The sequence below is a fragment of the Cutibacterium namnetense genome (genome assembly GCF_001642025.1).
Lineage (GTDB): Bacteria > Actinomycetota > Actinomycetes > Propionibacteriales > Propionibacteriaceae > Cutibacterium > Cutibacterium namnetense.
This window is the reverse complement of record NZ_LWHO01000003.1, coordinates 58524-74932: the sequence shown is the minus strand read 5'-3', so window position 1 is coordinate 74932 and position 16409 is coordinate 58524. Positions and strand designations below refer to the sequence as shown.

The window sequence follows — 16409 nt, the reverse complement described above, 5'->3', positions numbered from 1 at the left end:
TATGACAATAGCTCCGTGCCCCCGATCCTTCGACCGAGAGCACGGAGCCCTACGACGTGAGCGCCGGGTCAGTTCTGGTGCTGGCCGCGTCCGATAAGGGCATCCAGACGCGGGGTGGAGGAACCACCGGGAGCAACACGGTTCTCAGACCTGAGAAGTTCAGGCAGCTCAGCGGGCTCAAAGACACCCTTGTCAAGGTTGTCGGCCTGGGCACGCAGGTGAGAGGTGAGGGCTTCGCGGTAGCTGGCCTCGAAGGAACGCAGGTGGTCAACATGTCCGGCAAGGTTGTCACGCTCAGCTTCAAGCTCACGGAACAGCTCCGTGCGGCGAGTCTGGGCGTCAGCATTAACCCTGTCGGCGTTGCTCTTAGCGTCGGAGGTCAACTTCTCAGCATTAACACGGGCGCTGGACTCGATGCGCTCAGCGCGAGTCTGGGCGTCAATGGTGAGCTCATGGGCCTTGGCTTCAGCGAAATGGACCTTACGGCCGGCCTCATCCTCAGCCTCACGAACGACGCGCTCGGCATCCGCAAGGGCAAGCTCAACCATCCGGACGACGGCCGGGGAAGCCTCAGCACTGGTGGTGACGACGAGCTTCTTGACTCCGTCCTCGGTGGTAGCAGGCTGGTGCGCGACAGAGGAAGTTCGACTACGAGCAGCGAGGGTCTGGGCGTCACGAAGCTGCGCGCCGAGACGCTCATTCTCACTGCGTAGGCGGGCGACCTCAGCAGGGTCAATATTCTGACCAGGACGCCGTGCAGCCTGCCGCAGTTCCTCGATCTGGGACTGCAGGGAAGCCTTCTCATGCTCCAACTGGCGGGCGCGGTTCTCGGCTTCCCGCTGAGCAGCCTTGGCACGGCTAGCCTCGCCGGAATCAGCCGCGCGACCACTCTGCCGGGAGCGAAGTTCCTCAACTTGAGCACGCAGGTGCTCGTTCTCGTTGAGGAGATCCTGATCGGGCTTCTGCTCTCCCGGCTCACCCGACTTGAGAGCCTCGACCTGAGCCTTGAGACGCTCATTCTCATCAGTGAGGGTCATGAACGCCGCTTCAACCTTGTCGACGAAGTCGTCGACCTCAATGGCGCGGTAGCCCTCGCCGGGGCGTTTGACCATCGGGAAACGAACCTTACGCACCTCTTCGAGGGTCAGCGTCATTGTACACTCCAAGATGTCGGGAACAGTCAAGACCCGTGAGGCGGACCTAAATGGTCCGGGGTGGACACGAGATGCAGTCCAGGCTACTCCACCAAAACGCTCACGTCACTTAAGAGGCTCAACCTCACCTTTGGAGTATGAAGTCGCCTCATGCCCAGAAGATGGCAGCAACAACTCGCTGGAGCACCGCCAATAGTACGAAGACGATGATGAATCCCACCGAGAACCCGACGTTGCCGAATCGCACCGGAGGTACGAGACGATCGAAGAACTTGATCGGCGGATCGGTCACAGTATAGACCGCTTCAAACACCGCAGCAAGGGCACCGCTCGGCTCGAAATCCCGCAATAGGAGCGGCAGCCAGGACATCAGCATCCGCACGATGAGCAACACCGTGTAAATCTCGATGATCCAGGTGAGGATGGTGCCGGTCAGGATCATAGCTACCCCCTCAGGACTGGTTGAAGAACCCGCCGCTAGCGATGCGGGCCTTGTCTTCTGGAGTGACATTGACGTTGCGCGGGCACAGCAAAAAGACCTTGCTGGTGACCCTCTCGATGGTTCCGCGCAAGCCAAAAATAAGGCCAGCGGCGAAATCGACGAGACGCTTAGCGTCCGCATCGTCCATCTCGGTGAGGTTCATGATGACCGGAATGCCTTCGCGGAACTGCTCACCGATAGTCCGCGCCTCGTTGTAGTTGCGCGGATGGACAGTCAGAATGCGGTTAATGTCAGCGATGCTCGGCTCCTCGAGTTCTGGATGGCGACGGTGCTGAACCGCCTTGTGCCCCCGAGCGGGCTGCTCATTGGAATCGTGATGATGCAACTGGGTCACCTCCGAAGATGGCTCATATCCGTCGTCGGAGTAAACCTCCGTGGTGAGCTCCTCGTCGGGAAGATCCTCCTCATCGTACCGACGATCATCAACGATCCCGACGTACGAGGCAATCTTCCTGCCGATTCCTGCCATCTGGAGCTCCTTCTCGTGGGCTTGTCCCCGAACGGGGGTTCTCACCATTCAAGCCTGCCACTGATATTGCCACGGTTCGACCGGACACGCGAACGGCTGACACATCATGGGCCAGACACATCCTTTATCACAGGCAGTCGCGGGCTCTCCAGACCAGGCCAGCTAGCCGGCCAGCGCCATGATCTCGACGATGGGAAAAGAAGTCATCTCCCTCAAATGTGCAAGGGTCCAGCCCCACAGCCGCTACACCAAGTGACTCGAGTTGGGCTAGCGCGCCAGCACCTAAGTCAAGAGCCGCAGTGCCCTGTCGGGTGAGCGCACGAGTAGCTGGATGCTCGGCCCAAACTTGCTCGGCCATCTCTGCGGGAACCTCATAACATTCGCCACAAATATGGGGGCCCAACCACGCGAGCAACTCCGTGGCCCCCATGTCGCGCATGACCTTGACAGTGGCCGGCAACACACCCGCTAAGAAACCCACCCTTCCAGCGTGAGCGGCACCAACCACTCCAGCCTTTGGGTCTGCCAGCATAACCGGCACGCAGTCTGCCACCCGAATAGCCAGTGCGACTCCAGGTAGATCAGTGACCATCGCGTCAGCAATGGGAAGCTTCGGCTGTCCCTCGACGCGATCCCCGAGGTATCGCTGTGGGGTCCATCCCTCAACGTCTCCAGGGCCGACCCGCCAAACGTCATTGCCATGAACTTGATGACAGACCATCACAGGCCCCAGGCCAAGCCGAGAACGAAGAGACTCGACATGCTCGAGGACAGTAGGATCCTCATCGACTCGACCGAGGTTAAACCCCTCGAAACCAACACCTCCGAGTCCTCGCCCGGAAGCATCGACACGATCGGTGAAGGCGACCCCGACACCATGATTGGCACCGGGGTCGATAACGAATCTCAGCACGTCACTTCAGGAAATCAGGGATGTCGAGGTCGTCTTCGGGCTCCTCAGGAGGATTAACAGGCTCAGCGGGCTGACTCGGCTGCTGCGACTGAGCCTCTCCGAACGGGCTGCCCTGGGTCTGTGGACGGATCGGCGTCGGCCGCTGACTATCAGCGCTCTGACGACTTGCAGGCGAACTCGACCCAGCTGAGGTTGATCCAGCAGAACCCGCTCCAGCTCCAAAAACTCCCGCCGAAGACCGGTTGCTCACGGCCGGACGGGAAGCAGGACGCTGACTGATTCCAGGCTGCTTAGTGCTGGTGAGCTGGCCGTTCTCAAACCCAGCCGCGATGACCGTAACGCGCACCTCGTCACCGAGGGCATCGTCGATGATCGTGCCGAAGATGATGTTGGCCTCGTCATGAGCCGCAGCTTCAATCAGGTTGGCCGCGCTCGCGACCTCGAACAGGCCAAGGTCGGAGCCACCAGCGATGGACAGCAGGACACCGCGAGCACCGTCGATGGAAACCTCGAGCAGCGGGGACGAGATAGCCATCTCTGCGGCCGCCCGCGCACGGTCCTCTCCAGATGCACGACCAATACCCATGAGTGCGGATCCGGCGTTCGACATAACCGATTTGACGTCGGCGAAGTCCAGGTTGATCTGACCAGGGGTGGTGATGAGATCAGTAATACCCGAAACACCTTGCATCAGCACCTGATCAGCCTGCTTGAAAGCGTCAAGAATGGCGATCTGCTGATCGGTCATGTCCAGCAACTTGTCGTTCGGGATGACGATGAGAGTATCAACCTCGTCACGCAGGTTACCGATGCCCTGCTCAGCCTGGGAGAACCGACGGCGGCCCTCAAAGGAGAACGGGCGGGTGACAACACCAATCGTCAAAGCACCAAGAGATCGAGCGATCTTGGCAACAACGGGAGCAGCACCGGTACCGGTCCCGCCACCCTCACCAGCGGTGACGAAAACCATGTCGGCACCCTTGAGGGATTCCTCGATCTCGTCAGCATGGTCCTCGGCAGCCTGACGTCCCTTATCCGGGTCAGCGCCGGCCCCCAACCCTCGAGTGAGATCCCTGCCGATGTCGAGTTTAACGTCGGCGTCGCTCGTGAGGAGGGCCTGGGCATCGGTGTTAACGGCGAGGAACTCGACTCCCTTGAGCCCCGCCTCGATCATGCGGTTCACGGCATTGCAACCGCCACCGCCTACCCCCACGACCTTGATCACGGCGAGGTAGTTCTGGGATGGAATAGCCACTGGAGTTCTGCCTCACTCTTGTCTGACGGACCGGTCTAGATGAAAGGCTATGAGCACGTCACAAGGGTGTCCAACGCTGCAGCCAACCTTTGCCCCGACCCTCAACCGCAGCTTGAGGCTGCTCAGCGAGAGGTCGGATGTTCAGGAGACGAGACATCATAACGAGTCGCCTTGATGTGAAGCATCGCCGTAGTGACCTTGGCCTTGAGAGCAGATTGATCCGCCGATCCCCACACCACCGTCCGCTTGTCTGACAGCGCCACAACGATGGCATCGCGAGATTTGGCTTCGATGTGGTCAACATAGCGTCTGAGCTGGGAAGGAAAGGAATCAGAGACGGTTGCAACGTCTCGCAATAAGCCACGGTTTCCAGATGCGGTCGTCGCCCACACCACGCGCGGAATAGGTTTTGCGGTTCGGTTGAAGATCCTCCCGGACGGATCGATCCAGAGGTACCCCCCGGGGGTCTTCACCTGATACGAAATCTTCAACTCAGTGACGTCAATAACGACAGTGTGCGGCCACTTCCGGTGTACCTCAGCCTGTTGGACGATATCCATGGCCATCACGCGCGCAGCTACGTCGTCGGTGTTCACCCTGGCCAGCGGCTGGCCCTTCACGACCTTGGCCGCCTGCTCAACTTGAGACGCCGTCAGAAGGTGAGTGCCGTGTACTTCGATGGTGTCGACGCACAGTAACGACGAGCTGCGGACGATCCAGATCGCCACGAGGATGAGCACCACCAGCGCGGCAACAACCTCCGCAATGATCCGGTTACGCTTCCTACGGCGTCGACGTCGTAGCTCCATCGCGACGCTGATGTCGGAAACCGGCATCAGGCCTTGCCCCCCAGTAAGCCCACCAAAACTGGGCCAACCGAGGTGACGTCTCCTGCGCCGAGAGTGATGACAAGGTCCCCGGGACGCACCTCTTCGGCGAGGGCCTCCGGAAGATCCTGCTTATCGGGCACATACCGGGAGTCCCCCCCTGCAGCAAGAACGGCATCGTGCACCATCTCGCCAGTCACACCGGGAATCGGATCCTCGCGAGCCGGATATATGTCGGAGACGATAACCCGATCTGCAAGGGTAAGTGCCGATCCGAATTCTGCGGCGAAGTCTCTGGTACGGGAAAACAGGTGGGGCTGGTAACAGGCAATGACCCTCCCCTGCCCTGTCACGGCACGCCGTGCTGCACCAAGGGTGGCGCGCAATTCGGTCGGGTGGTGGGCGTAATCGTCAAAGACTGATACGCCATCAACACGTCCAACCAGTTGGAAGCGTCGCAACGTGCCCGCGAATGATGCGATTCCTGTCAACAGATCCTGGTGGCTAATCCCCAACAACGAGCCCACGCAGTAGGCGGCTGCCGCATTAGACAAGTTATAGCGACCGGGCACCTGAAGTTCCAAGCGTCCCTGAGTAGGACCATGAACGAGAGTCGCCGAGGCCGTCGTACCATCCAGGTCAAGATCAACGAGCCTGAGCTCAGCTTGCTCAGACTCTCCGTAGGTCACGACTCGCACTGTGCCGGTACTTTCCAGTCGGCACGCTAACTCGGCTGCCCCTGGGTCGTCGGCATTAGCCACGACGTAGCGCACCTCGGGGCGGGTTGCCATCGACACGAAACCGTCGAAATACGCCTGCGGGGTACCCCAATTGTCTAAATGATCGGCTTCCACATTGGTGACGACGACGATCTGGCTTGGGTACTGCAGGAAAGACCCATCGGATTCGTCAGCCTCCACCACGAAAGCTTCTCCCACACCAAGGTGGGACGACTTACCGGTAGCCGCCAGCGGAGAGCCAATGACATAAGACGGATCGGCCCCGGCATGGTCGAGCATGGTGGCAACCATGCCAGTTGTCGTTGTTTTACCGTGCGTACCAGCAATCGAAATGCCTTCCCGGCCCAGCATGAGTGCCGCCAATGCGGCCGAGCGATGCCAGATCCGCAAACCCAGCCGGTGTGCCTCGACCAGCTCAGGGTTATCAGGCCGAATAGCCGAGGAGACAACGACGGTACGAGCCCCCGACAGATGCGACGAGTCATGACCTACCCACGTTTGAACGCCCAGCTTTGCAAGATCACGCAAATTAACCGAGTCGACCTGATCGGAGCCGTGCACCTCAACTCCCATGTCGTGGTAGATCCGTGCCACCCCGCTCATTCCGGCTCCGCCGATGGCGATGAAGTGGACCGGCCCCACGGTGCTGGGATCGAGCAGTTCGACAGGTTCCCGCAATGACATGAGATATCTCCTCAAACAATCGTCGGGTCGATCGACGTCGCGGCCGAGATCACCCGGGCCGCCATCTCTTGAGCAGCGTGAGCGGGCATGAGCCCCCGTCCCGCCGCTGACATCCGGGCAAGAGCATCAGCATCATGGATGCGGGCAGTCTCGGCAAGGAGACGCTCAGCGTCCAGGTCGGCATTGGCGACGACAACACCAACTCCGGCGTCAACCGCCGAGGTGGCATTGCGTGCTTGCTCACCATTACCGTGCGGCAACGGCACATAGATCGTCGGTAAACCGACGGTCGCCGTTTCCACCACTGTTCCAGCGCCAGAGCGGGCCACCATGAGGTCGGCAGCCGCATAAGCACTCGCCATGTCGTCAACGTATCCCACTGGCAGCCATGAGGCCCCAGTCGACTCGTGAGTAATCCTCGTAGCACCTTGAACGTTCTTCGGGCCGAGCACGTGAAGGATCTGCACGCCGTCTGCCAGTAAGCGTGTCCGCGCACCGACAACGGCGTCATTGACGGCGACCGCCCCCTGAGACCCTCCCGATACCAACAAAGTTGGACGGTTGGCGTCAAGACCGAAACCAGCGCGGGCACGAGCACGACGCTCGGCTCGAGCCTCCCCACTAGCGTCAGCCAAATCGGTGATCTGGAAGCGCAACGGCATGCCAACAAATCGCGCCTTGGGCAAGGGCGTGTCGGGGAAAGCGGTACCGACGAAGACGGCGAAGCGCGCGGCAATCTTGTTCGCCAGCCCCGGCACAGCATTCTGCTCGTGGATTACAACCGGGATTTTGGCTCGTTTGGCCGCTAAGTACACAGGTAGCGACACGTAACCACCAAAACCGACGACGACGTCGGCCTGGCGACGTTTGAGGACCTCGCCAGCTTTACGCACCGCCCCGGCTAGCCGAGCGGGGACCTTAAATAGATCTGCGTTGACGCTACGAGGCAACGGCACCGGCGGAATCATATCGAGTTGTAGCCCGGCTTCTGGGATGACCCGTCCTTCGAGGCCCTTTGGAGTACCGACGCATGAAACCGTCGCCCCACGTTCGTGCAGCGCCATCGCGGTCGCGATCAGCGGCGATGTGTGGCCAGCCGTTCCTCCGCCAGCCAAGACAACGTTCACCATGAGTACTCCTCGGGGGAAGAAAGACGGGAGATGAGGTTCAGATCAGTCATGGTTACCACCATCGACGACGCTCGTCACTCGGGCCGGCTCAGTGCGTTGTGAGGCCGCAGTGCTTCGTCGAGCATCAGGCTCGGTGCGAGCACATGCCAACAAAAGCCCCACTGCCAACAGCGCCGACACCAGTGCGGAACCACCGATAGAAATGAACGGAAGTGGAACGCCCACGACCGGTAAGAGGTTCAACGATACGGACATGTTAATGAGGGCCTGAGCGGCGATCCACGCGGCGGCCGTCGCCGCAGCTGAACGGCGAAATAGCGAATCCTGCCGCATGGCAGTGCGCACGCCGGCCCATATCAGCAAGGTAAACAGCAAGATGACGCCCAGGGTGCCCAGCAAGCCCATTTCCTCACCGAGAACAGCAAAGACAAAGTCGTTCTGAGCGCCGTCATAAAGACCGCCCCATTTCTGCCGGGAGGCACCGATGCCAACACCCCACCAGCCACCGGTCGCTAGCGCGTAGATCGCCGAAAGAGGCTGCTGAGAGGTGCTGGCGCCATTGTCTGGGTGTAGGAAGGACAACACGCGCTCAGCGCGATAGGGAGTGATAGCAATGAGTAGCAGCACCGCCAGCAGACCCGCACCAATGAGGGCGCCCAAGTAACGCTTAGGCACTCCAAAACTCCACATCTGGGTCAGCATGATCAGGCCAATAATCATCGTTGTGCCGAGATCTCCCTGAGCCACAACAAGCAGACCGACAACCCCGTATAGACCAAGGTAAATCCCCACACCCTTCGGAGTCGCCATTTCGTCACGTCGAGAAGACATGTAACTCGCCCCGATGAGCACCAGGGCGAACTTTGCGAACTCTGAGGGCTGCAAGCTGACCGGCCCGAGAGACAGCCATGATTGGTTTCCTTTTCCAGCGTCCGAGCCCAAAAAGGTCAGCACCAAAACCAGCATGAGACACACGGCGGCATAAGCGAACCCACCGAGTTGCCTCAGATGGGTCTCCGATAGCCGCGACACCACGGCTGCCGCAATAGCGCCCGCTATTAAGAACAAGATCTGACGAATGGCAAAATGGTAAGGCCCATGCCCCAGCGACTGGGAGTACACCGACGAGGATGACAACCCCATCAACGCTCCGATACCGCATAGCAGAACGGTAGTAGCGAGGATGACGTAGTAATCCAGGAAAGGCTGAGCCAGCGATCGTCGCGAGGGACCGTCACCACCGTCGAGCCGTAGCAGGTGCGTCAGCCAGCTGCCGGGAGCCTGGCGTCGGGCGGTACGGGGAGCCCGGGAACCTACCGATTTCTCAGCCATCGGCATCCGGCCCGTCAACCTGTCGAGCGGCATTAGCGAAGTCCTCGCCGCGTGCGGCATAACCGGGCCAGATGTCCAAGCTGGCGCAACCAGGTGCCATTAGCACAGTGTCTCCAGGGCAGGCCATCTTGGCCGCCTCGTGGACCGCACGTGCCATCGCTTCGCGCGACATGTCGTCAATGACGACGACCGGAATCTGGGGGGCATGTTCGGCCAACGACTTCGCGACGATGCCGCGGTCAGTTCCCAGCACCACTGCGCCACGCAGCTTGTCAGCATGAGTAGTCACCAGAGCGTCGAAATTCGTGCCTTTAGCCTGCCCGCCAGCGATCCATACGATGTGCTCAAAGGCCCGCATCGAGGAATTCGCAGCGTGGGGATTCGTTGCCTTGGAATCGTCGACCCAGGTAATGCCACCGGCCTGATGCACCGTCTCGATGCGGTGCCCACCGAGATGCAAGTCACGCAACCCCTGTCCGACGGCAGGCGCAGGAACGCCAAAGGAGCGGGTCAGCGCGGCGGCAGCCAGCGCGTTTTCGACGTTGTGCGGGGCGAAGGGGCGCACGTCCTCAAGGCGAGCTAGCTCCATCGCCGAGGTGGCACGCTGTTCAACGAAGGCGCGATCCACAATGAGGTCGTCCACAACTCCAATCATGGACGGCCCTGGGGTTCCGGTGGTGAACCCGATAGCGCGAGCCCCCTCAACGACGTCGGCTCTCTCCACCATGCGCTCGGTGGCAGGATCGGCAACGTTGTAGACGCAGGAATTGGTCACCTGGTCGTAGATGCGAGCTTTGTCGGCGGCATATGAACCGAACGGATCCGACTCGTGGGCGTACCACTCCAGGTGGTCTTGCTGAAGGTTGAGCACTGCCGCGGAGTGAAGGGACAGTGAGTTTGACCAGTGCAGCTGGAAGCTGGACAGCTCCACCGCAAAGACGTCGTAGTCGACCTCGTCAGCCATGGCTTCAAGGATGGGCCGGCCAATATTACCGACAGCACATGCCCTCAGACCTGCCGCTTGAAGAATCGACTCGGTCATCTGGGTGGTTGTCGTCTTGCCATTGGTGCCGGTAATCGCCAGCCACGGAATAACACGGTCGGGGTGCATGAGGCGCCAGGCCAGTTCCGGCTCGCCCCAGACGGGGATCCCTTGAGCAAGGGCATGAGCTACCAGCGGTTGAGTAGGACGCCAGCCCGGAGAGACGACGACAAGGTCGGTCTCCTCCGGCAAAACGGATGCTGATCTGGGACCCAGCCGTACCTCGGCCCCGAGGACCTCCAGTAGGCCACCTTTATCGCGATGGGAGTCGTCATCGGAATCGTCAAGGACCAGGACCTTGGCGTCAAGCTCAAGTAACGCGTCAGCAGCGGCATAGCCAGATGTACCTAAACCAGCGACGACAACATGCACACCAGACCAGTCGAACAGCCGGTCGGCCGCGCTGAGATCAACCTTCCCAGACAACGTCACTGCCCTGCCACCCATTCTGCATAGAAGATTCCTAAACCGGCTGAAACGGCGAGACCACAAATAATCCAGAGCCTGATAACCACCGTCACCTCAGCCCACCCCTTCAGCTCAAAGTGGTGGTGCAACGGAGCCATCTTAAAGACACGTTTTCCACCAGTGATCTTAAATACACTGACCTGCACCATGACCGAGACCGTCTCGATAACGAAGAGCGCGCCAATAATGACCAGCAGCAGCTCAGTGCGGCTGACGACAGCCATGCCGGCAACAGCACCACCGAGAGCCAATGATCCCGTGTCGCCAAGAAAAATTTGGGCAGGCTTAGCATTCCACCACAGAAACCCAAAACACGCGCCGGCAATAGCGATAGCGACCACGGCAATATCGTGCGGATCACGCACTGCATAGCAGTGGTTTCCCGCGGTGGCCGGACGAGAGCACCACTGGTTGAACTGCCAAATGCTCAGCACGGTGTATGCCCCAAACACCATCGTCGACGCACCAGTGGCTAAGCCGTCAAGTCCGTCGGTGAGGTTAACAGCGTTGGAACTGCCTGCGATGAGCAGAATCACCCAGATGACGCCGAGCCAGACAGGTAGATGAAGCCACGAAATATCGCGCAGGAAAGAGATCGCTCGCGACCCCGGCGTCACGCCGTGGACATCGGGGACGCACATCACCCCAATAGCGAAAGTAATGGCGACAAAAGCCTGTCCGAGAAGCTTTCCCTTAGGTTTGAGACCCAGGGAGCGCTGCTTGGAAATCTTTGTCCAGTCGTCAAGAAAACCAATGAATCCCAATCCTGCAAACAGCCACAACACCAGCAGGGCCGAGATGGACGGATGGGTCCATGTCACCAGGTGTGCTACAAGGTATGCCAGCAGCACGGAGATAATAATGACAGCACCCCCCATGGTCGGGGTGCCCTTCTTAGTCTTGTGGGTCGTCGGACCGTCGTCACGAATGAACTGACCATAGCCTCTCACAGCAAGCCAGTGGATGAACCATCGCGTGCCGACGAGAGTGCCGATCATTGACACCGCGCCGGCGAGCAGAATGTTCTTCACGCCTGGTCCTCCCTTTCCTCAAACACGTCGCGCCCTACTCGTTCCAAGGCCAGACCTCTGGAAGCTTTGAGTAAAACGACATCGTGCGAGGTCCAACCTAGTGACCCAGCAGCCTCCTCCACGGTGGAGGCGATCACATGTGCGCCTCCGGCCCGGGCGCCTTCGGCAATGTTCTCGGCTTCATCGCCAACAGCGATAACGACGTCGAATCCAGCCTGGGCTGCGCGCCGACCGGATTGTGCATTGAGACGGGCAGAGTCCCGTCCGAGCTCGAGCATGTCACCCAACACTGCAACGCCCCTCGTCTGGGGGTCTCGAGCCCGGCGGGTTTCCAACACATGCCCCATCGTCGCCAACGAAGCGGCCATCGAGTCGGGGTTAGCGTTGTAGCAATCCTCGACCAGCACCAGACCGTCGACGCGTTCGCGCAGCTGCATCCTCATAGCTGACCGGGACACGGCGTTGCTGAGCGCCTCGGCAATCCGAGGGACCGTCTGGTCGTCGATCTCATCACTCATGGCCAGGGCGCCCAGCGCTGCAGCAGTAGCAGCCGCGGCATTTGCGACCTGATGGGCGCCCATGGTCGTCAACCGGACAGGGCTACGCCAGGTGGACTCCCCCCGACGGACGGCAAGGATAAAGGAATGACGATCGAGATCATCGGCGTGAATCGATTCAGCCCACACCTCGATCTCGGCATCTGGGCGGCGATGGCTAGCGTCAGGACTGAACCATGCGATATGCCCTCTGGTACGCGGCGACATCCCGGCGACGAGATCATCGGCGGCGTTGAGCACAGCCCAGCCGTCAGCGCTGAGGGATTCAACGATCTCGCCCTTAGCTTGAGCAATGGCCTTGCGCGAACCAAATTCGCCCAAATGGGCAGTCCCGACGTTGAGGACCATGGCCACGTCGGGAGTAACGATGGAGGTGAGCCAGGCGATATGGCCCAGCCCGCGAGCCCCCATCTCCGACACCAAGAAAGCGGTGTCCTCGCGACTGCGACACGCCGTCAGAGGAACTCCGATTTCATTGTTGAACGACCCCACCGGAGCCACCACCGGACCAAAAATCTCAAGTATCTGGGCCAGCATGTCCTTGGTGCTTGTCTTACCGCTGGAACCAGTCAAGGCGATAGTACGCATGCCGCGCTCTCGTTCCGTCGCCACGACGTGACGTGCCAGTCGAGAGAGGCCGGCTTGGCCGTCGTCAACAATGAGGTGGGGCAACTGCGCCTCAGTGTTGCGAGTGGTCAGGACGGCGGCAGCGCCAGCGTCCTGAGCAGCTTGGGTGAAGTCATGGCCGTCTACCCGAGTGCCAGGAAGAGCAATAAACAGAGCACCCGGAGTCACTTTCCGGGTATCAATGACGATATCCGGGCCCACCTGAGCAGAATCATTGACCGGTGTTGCCTCGACCCACTGCGCGAGGGTGGCAATGTCGAGAACTCTCATCGTGCCTGATCCTCCTCGGTCTGACGGACCATGGTTTTCCATTCAGCCCGGATAACCTCACGGTCGTCGAAAGGCAGCACCTCGCCGCCAATGTGTTGCCCCGTCTCGTGTCCCTTGCCGAGTACGCAGATGACGTCGCCAGCCTCCGCCACCCGCAGAGCTTCGTTAATTGCCTCACGGCGACGTCCCCCATCGACCACCATGACCCCCTCACCAGCGACATCATGGGCCCCCTCCAGCACGGCTGCACGGATCACCGCAGGCTCTTCAGTACGCGGGTTGTCGTCAGTAACGATGACGATATCGGCACGCTCAGCAGCAATCTGGCCCATTGGGCCACGTTTAGCCACGTCACGGTCTCCCCCAGCACCGAGCACGGCGATGAGACGGCCACCATCGACTGATGACCGAGCGGCGTCAAGAGCTGATGCAATCGCTTGCGGGGTGTGCGCAAAATCCACGAGGGCCGTTGGGGCGTCATCTCCAAGGTCGACCCGCTCCATGCGGCCTGGCACCTGAGCAGAACACAAACCCGCCGCAACATCGTCGAAAGTGAGCCCGGCCGCCTCGAGCATCGCCAGAGCCATGGCCGCGTTGCGAACATTGAACTCTCCAGGCAGGGACAACTCAAGGGTGCGCTCCCCCGACGGAGTGTTCACCCCGAAAACCGCTCCGGCGGGCGCGGCATGCCACGACGTCACCTGATAGTCAGAGGGCTGGTGGATGGAGGTCGTCACCGCCTTGACCCCGTTGGCCTGCATCCGCTCAACTAGCTGACGCCCACGCGGGTCATCGACATTAATGACGCCAACACGAGCCAGGCCAGGGGTGAACAAACGAGCTTTAGCCTCGAAGTAATCATCGAGAGTCTTATGGAAGTCGAGATGGTCACGGCCCAGGTTAGTGAAGGCCACAACATCGAAACACGTTCCATCCACCCGCTGCAAGGCCAGAGCGTGCGAGGACACCTCCATCACAACGTCAGAAGCACCCCGCTCAGCCATCGCCGCAAATAGCCCTTGCAGATCTGGAGACTCCGGTGTTGTGACCGTGGTGCGGGCGCTCGGCAACTCCTCACCGTCGAGCCGGAACCCAATTGTCCCAATCGTCCCGACACAATGACCAGCCGCGCGTAATCCAGCCTCCACGAGGAAAGCCGTTGTGGTTTTACCGTTAGTCCCAGTGATACCAAACATCGTCATGGTATCCGAGGGGTGTCCAAAGATTCTGGCGGCCGCGACAGCCATGGCAGCGCGCGGATCATCGACGACGATGATCGGCACGTGCGCCTCCGCTGCCAGCTTGGCGCCGTCACTGTCGGTGAGCACTGCCACCGCACCCGCCTCAGTAGCAGAGACAGCAAACTTCGCCCCGTGAGCGTGCAGGCCGCGCAGACCGACATAGAGATCACCCGGACGGACCTGGCGGGAATCCAATGTGATCCCAGTGACCGCAGGGCCGTTGCGATCAGCTCGGCAACCGTCAAGGGAGGCCACGAGATCGGTCCACCCAACAGGTTCTGCCTGCGATGGCCGGAGTGCGGCACCAGCAGGTGGGGCGGGGGTGGCAGTAGGTTCAGGGCTCACGGCTGGTACTCCAAGGGTTCCTTGCGCGCTTTGTCAGTGGACGGTTGCACACCGTATCGCGGCAGGGCGACGGACATAAGTTGCCGCGCCGCTGGCTGTGCCACCGCCGTGCCAGTATGCCCATTGGTGGGCTGATTGATGGCAACGTACGTGAGAATACGTGGCTTCTCGATGGGAGCGACGGCGATAAACGACGAGATGTACCCGCGGTAGCAGTGGCACTGCGGGTCAATCCGCTGGGCAGTACCCGTCTTGCCACCCATCCGGTAGCCCGGAATGGGGCGACCCTTGGCGGTAGAGACCACGTTCTCCATCATGTCTCGAACCTGCTCAGAAGCTTGTTGCGAGATCACCCTGCGGGTGGTTGTTTCAGGGATCTCGACAGGATCCCCGTGGCCGTCAACAGCCGACTTGATGATCGTCGGCGAGTGGTAGACCCCGCCATCGACGATTCCGGCAACGGCAGCGGCTTCCTGAAGAGCCGTCACCGATAGTCCCTGACCGAAGGCAGCCTGGTCACGGGTGTAGTCCGGCATATTGGGCTTCGGTATCTGGCCACTCGCCTCACCAGGCAGACCGATTCCGGTAGGAACCCCGAGCCCGAATGCCTTGAGGTAGGACACCATGGTCGACTTGCGTAACTTTCGGGCAAATAATGCCGTCCCGATATTTGACGAGTGTACTAGCACACCTCGAGCGGTGAGGTGCTCAGTGCCGTGAGGCTCTGCGTCAGTGATTTTGCCGCCACCAGATGACAAAGCGCTCGGGACGACGACGTGGCTATCGGGGGTAATGATCCCCTGATCAGTCAGCGCGGCCATCGTCAGGACCTTTTGCACCGATCCCGGCTCGTAGGCATCTTGGATGACCCGGTTGCGGGTCTGGTTCGCATCGGCTTTACCGGGCTTATTAGAGTCAAAAGTGGGCATTGACGCCATCGCCAGAACCTCACCATTAGTCACATCCATCATGACGATCTCGCCGCTCTTCGCCTTGGCGTTTTTAAGCGCCGTACCGAGGGCTTGCTGGGCCATGAGCTGAAGCTGGGCGTCGAGAGTCAGGGTGTAACTCGTACCGTTGATCGCAGGCACCAAAGTGTTAGAACCCAGCGGAATACGTCCCCAAGTCGAGGCCTCATACGATTCTTTACCGGGCACACCGGCAAGCTGCTTGTTATGGGTGTACTCGAAACCGCCAGCTCCCTTTCCCCCAGCATCGACGAACCCCACGACGTTGGAAGCGACCTGCCCCGACGGATAGGTACGGATCGGGTCATTTGAACTAAATACCCCGTACCAGCCTCCCTTCTTCATGTCCTTCTTAATGAGGTCGAAGGTGTAGCTGTCAACGTGGTGGCGCACGACTGAGTAGCGGCTCAGTTTTCCCTTAGAATCAGTGGGCGTTACCGCCTTGCGATAATCCTCCGGCCGTCCACCGAGCCGCGCGGCAAGGATCTTTGCGACGGTTTTAGGGGCAGCAGCTGCCATTTCTCGCTGGTCGCGAGTCATCGTCACCCGCTCGTCAACACCGTTGCGGGAGATCATCCGCGGGTCCACAAAAACCAATACCGCAGGCTGGGTTTGCGCCATCACAGTGCCATTGCGATCGGCAATCTGGCCTCGGTTGGGCTGAAGATCGTAGGTGTACTTCATCCTCGCCGCTGCCGACGCGGCATAGGCCGGCGCCTCGATGGCCTGCAGTTGCAAAGCACGGCTAGCTAAGCCCACCGCAAGGACGAGGAATACGGCCATGACGATCGTCAAACGGCTCCGCTGGGAAGCCATTTCGGGGACGGGCCTGCTACTTGGCTCCTGCCTACCCG

General features: G+C 60.3%; 14 protein-coding genes. All 14 read right to left on the bottom strand.

All coding sequences use genetic code 11. The annotated features are described in order from the left end of the window. Window positions 1-68: 68 nt before the first annotated feature. Entirely contained in the window at window positions 69-1154 is a 1086-nt protein-coding gene (locus tag A5483_RS03930; RefSeq protein WP_002548434.1) for a DivIVA domain-containing protein, read from the bottom strand. 148 nt (window positions 1155-1302) lie between these two features. Further along, the gene (locus A5483_RS03925; protein ID WP_002548471.1) at window positions 1303-1596 is read right to left on the bottom strand and encodes a YggT family protein; all 294 of its coding nucleotides are present in this window, start codon (window positions 1594-1596) and stop codon (window positions 1303-1305) included. Between the two features lie 10 nt (window positions 1597-1606). Then, window positions 1607-2125, bottom strand: a complete 519-nt coding sequence (locus tag A5483_RS03920; RefSeq protein WP_002548607.1) for a cell division protein SepF — start codon at window positions 2123-2125, stop codon at window positions 1607-1609. Between the two features lie 127 nt (window positions 2126-2252). After that, window positions 2253-3038 carry a peptidoglycan editing factor PgeF gene (gene pgeF, locus A5483_RS03915; protein ID WP_002548688.1) on the bottom strand — a complete coding sequence of 262 codons (786 nt, stop codon included), beginning with the start codon at window positions 3036-3038 and terminating at the stop codon, window positions 2253-2255. Window position 3039: 1 nt separating this feature from the next. After that, window positions 3040-4293: a cell division protein FtsZ gene (gene ftsZ / locus A5483_RS03910; RefSeq protein ID WP_002548727.1), complete on the bottom strand. Its 1254-nt coding sequence runs from the start codon at window positions 4291-4293 to the stop codon at window positions 3040-3042. A 122-nt stretch (window positions 4294-4415) separates the two neighbouring features. Beyond that, on the bottom strand, window positions 4416-5129 hold the full coding sequence (locus A5483_RS03905) for a cell division protein FtsQ/DivIB (protein WP_002548606.1): 714 nt from the start codon (window positions 5127-5129) through the stop codon (window positions 4416-4418). Further along, window positions 5129-6544, bottom strand: a complete 1416-nt coding sequence (gene murC, locus A5483_RS03900) for a UDP-N-acetylmuramate--L-alanine ligase (protein ID WP_063811080.1) — start codon at window positions 6542-6544, stop codon at window positions 5129-5131. The genes A5483_RS03905 and murC overlap by 1 nt, the downstream gene beginning before the upstream one ends. Window positions 6545-6555: 11 nt before the next feature. Further along, complete coding sequence (murG, locus tag A5483_RS03895; RefSeq protein WP_002548960.1) at window positions 6556-7674, bottom strand: undecaprenyldiphospho-muramoylpentapeptide beta-N-acetylglucosaminyltransferase; 1119 nt, start codon at window positions 7672-7674, stop codon at window positions 6556-6558. A gap of 42 nt (window positions 7675-7716) precedes the next feature. After that, the gene (gene ftsW, locus A5483_RS03890; RefSeq protein ID WP_002548866.1) at window positions 7717-9039 is read right to left on the bottom strand and encodes a putative lipid II flippase FtsW; all 1323 of its coding nucleotides are present in this window, start codon (window positions 9037-9039) and stop codon (window positions 7717-7719) included. Beyond that, complete coding sequence (gene murD / locus A5483_RS03885) at window positions 8999-10495, bottom strand: UDP-N-acetylmuramoyl-L-alanine--D-glutamate ligase (RefSeq protein ID WP_042842656.1); 1497 nt, start codon at window positions 10493-10495, stop codon at window positions 8999-9001. The genes ftsW and murD overlap by 41 nt, the downstream gene beginning before the upstream one ends. Further along, complete coding sequence (gene mraY, locus A5483_RS03880; protein ID WP_002548914.1) at window positions 10477-11547, bottom strand: phospho-N-acetylmuramoyl-pentapeptide-transferase; 1071 nt, start codon at window positions 11545-11547, stop codon at window positions 10477-10479. Before mraY ends, murD begins: the two co-directional genes overlap by 19 nt. Next, window positions 11544-13001, bottom strand: a complete 1458-nt coding sequence (locus tag A5483_RS03875) for a UDP-N-acetylmuramoyl-tripeptide--D-alanyl-D-alanine ligase (protein WP_063811079.1) — start codon at window positions 12999-13001, stop codon at window positions 11544-11546. The genes mraY and A5483_RS03875 overlap by 4 nt, the downstream gene beginning before the upstream one ends. After that, entirely contained in the window at window positions 12998-14587 is a 1590-nt protein-coding gene (locus tag A5483_RS03870; protein WP_465249464.1) for a UDP-N-acetylmuramoyl-L-alanyl-D-glutamate--2,6-diaminopimelate ligase, read from the bottom strand. The genes A5483_RS03875 and A5483_RS03870 overlap by 4 nt, the downstream gene beginning before the upstream one ends. Beyond that, window positions 14584-16371, bottom strand: a complete 1788-nt coding sequence (locus A5483_RS03865) for a peptidoglycan D,D-transpeptidase FtsI family protein (RefSeq protein ID WP_063811078.1) — start codon at window positions 16369-16371, stop codon at window positions 14584-14586. Before A5483_RS03865 ends, A5483_RS03870 begins: the two co-directional genes overlap by 4 nt. Between the last annotated feature and the right edge of the window lie 38 nt (window positions 16372-16409).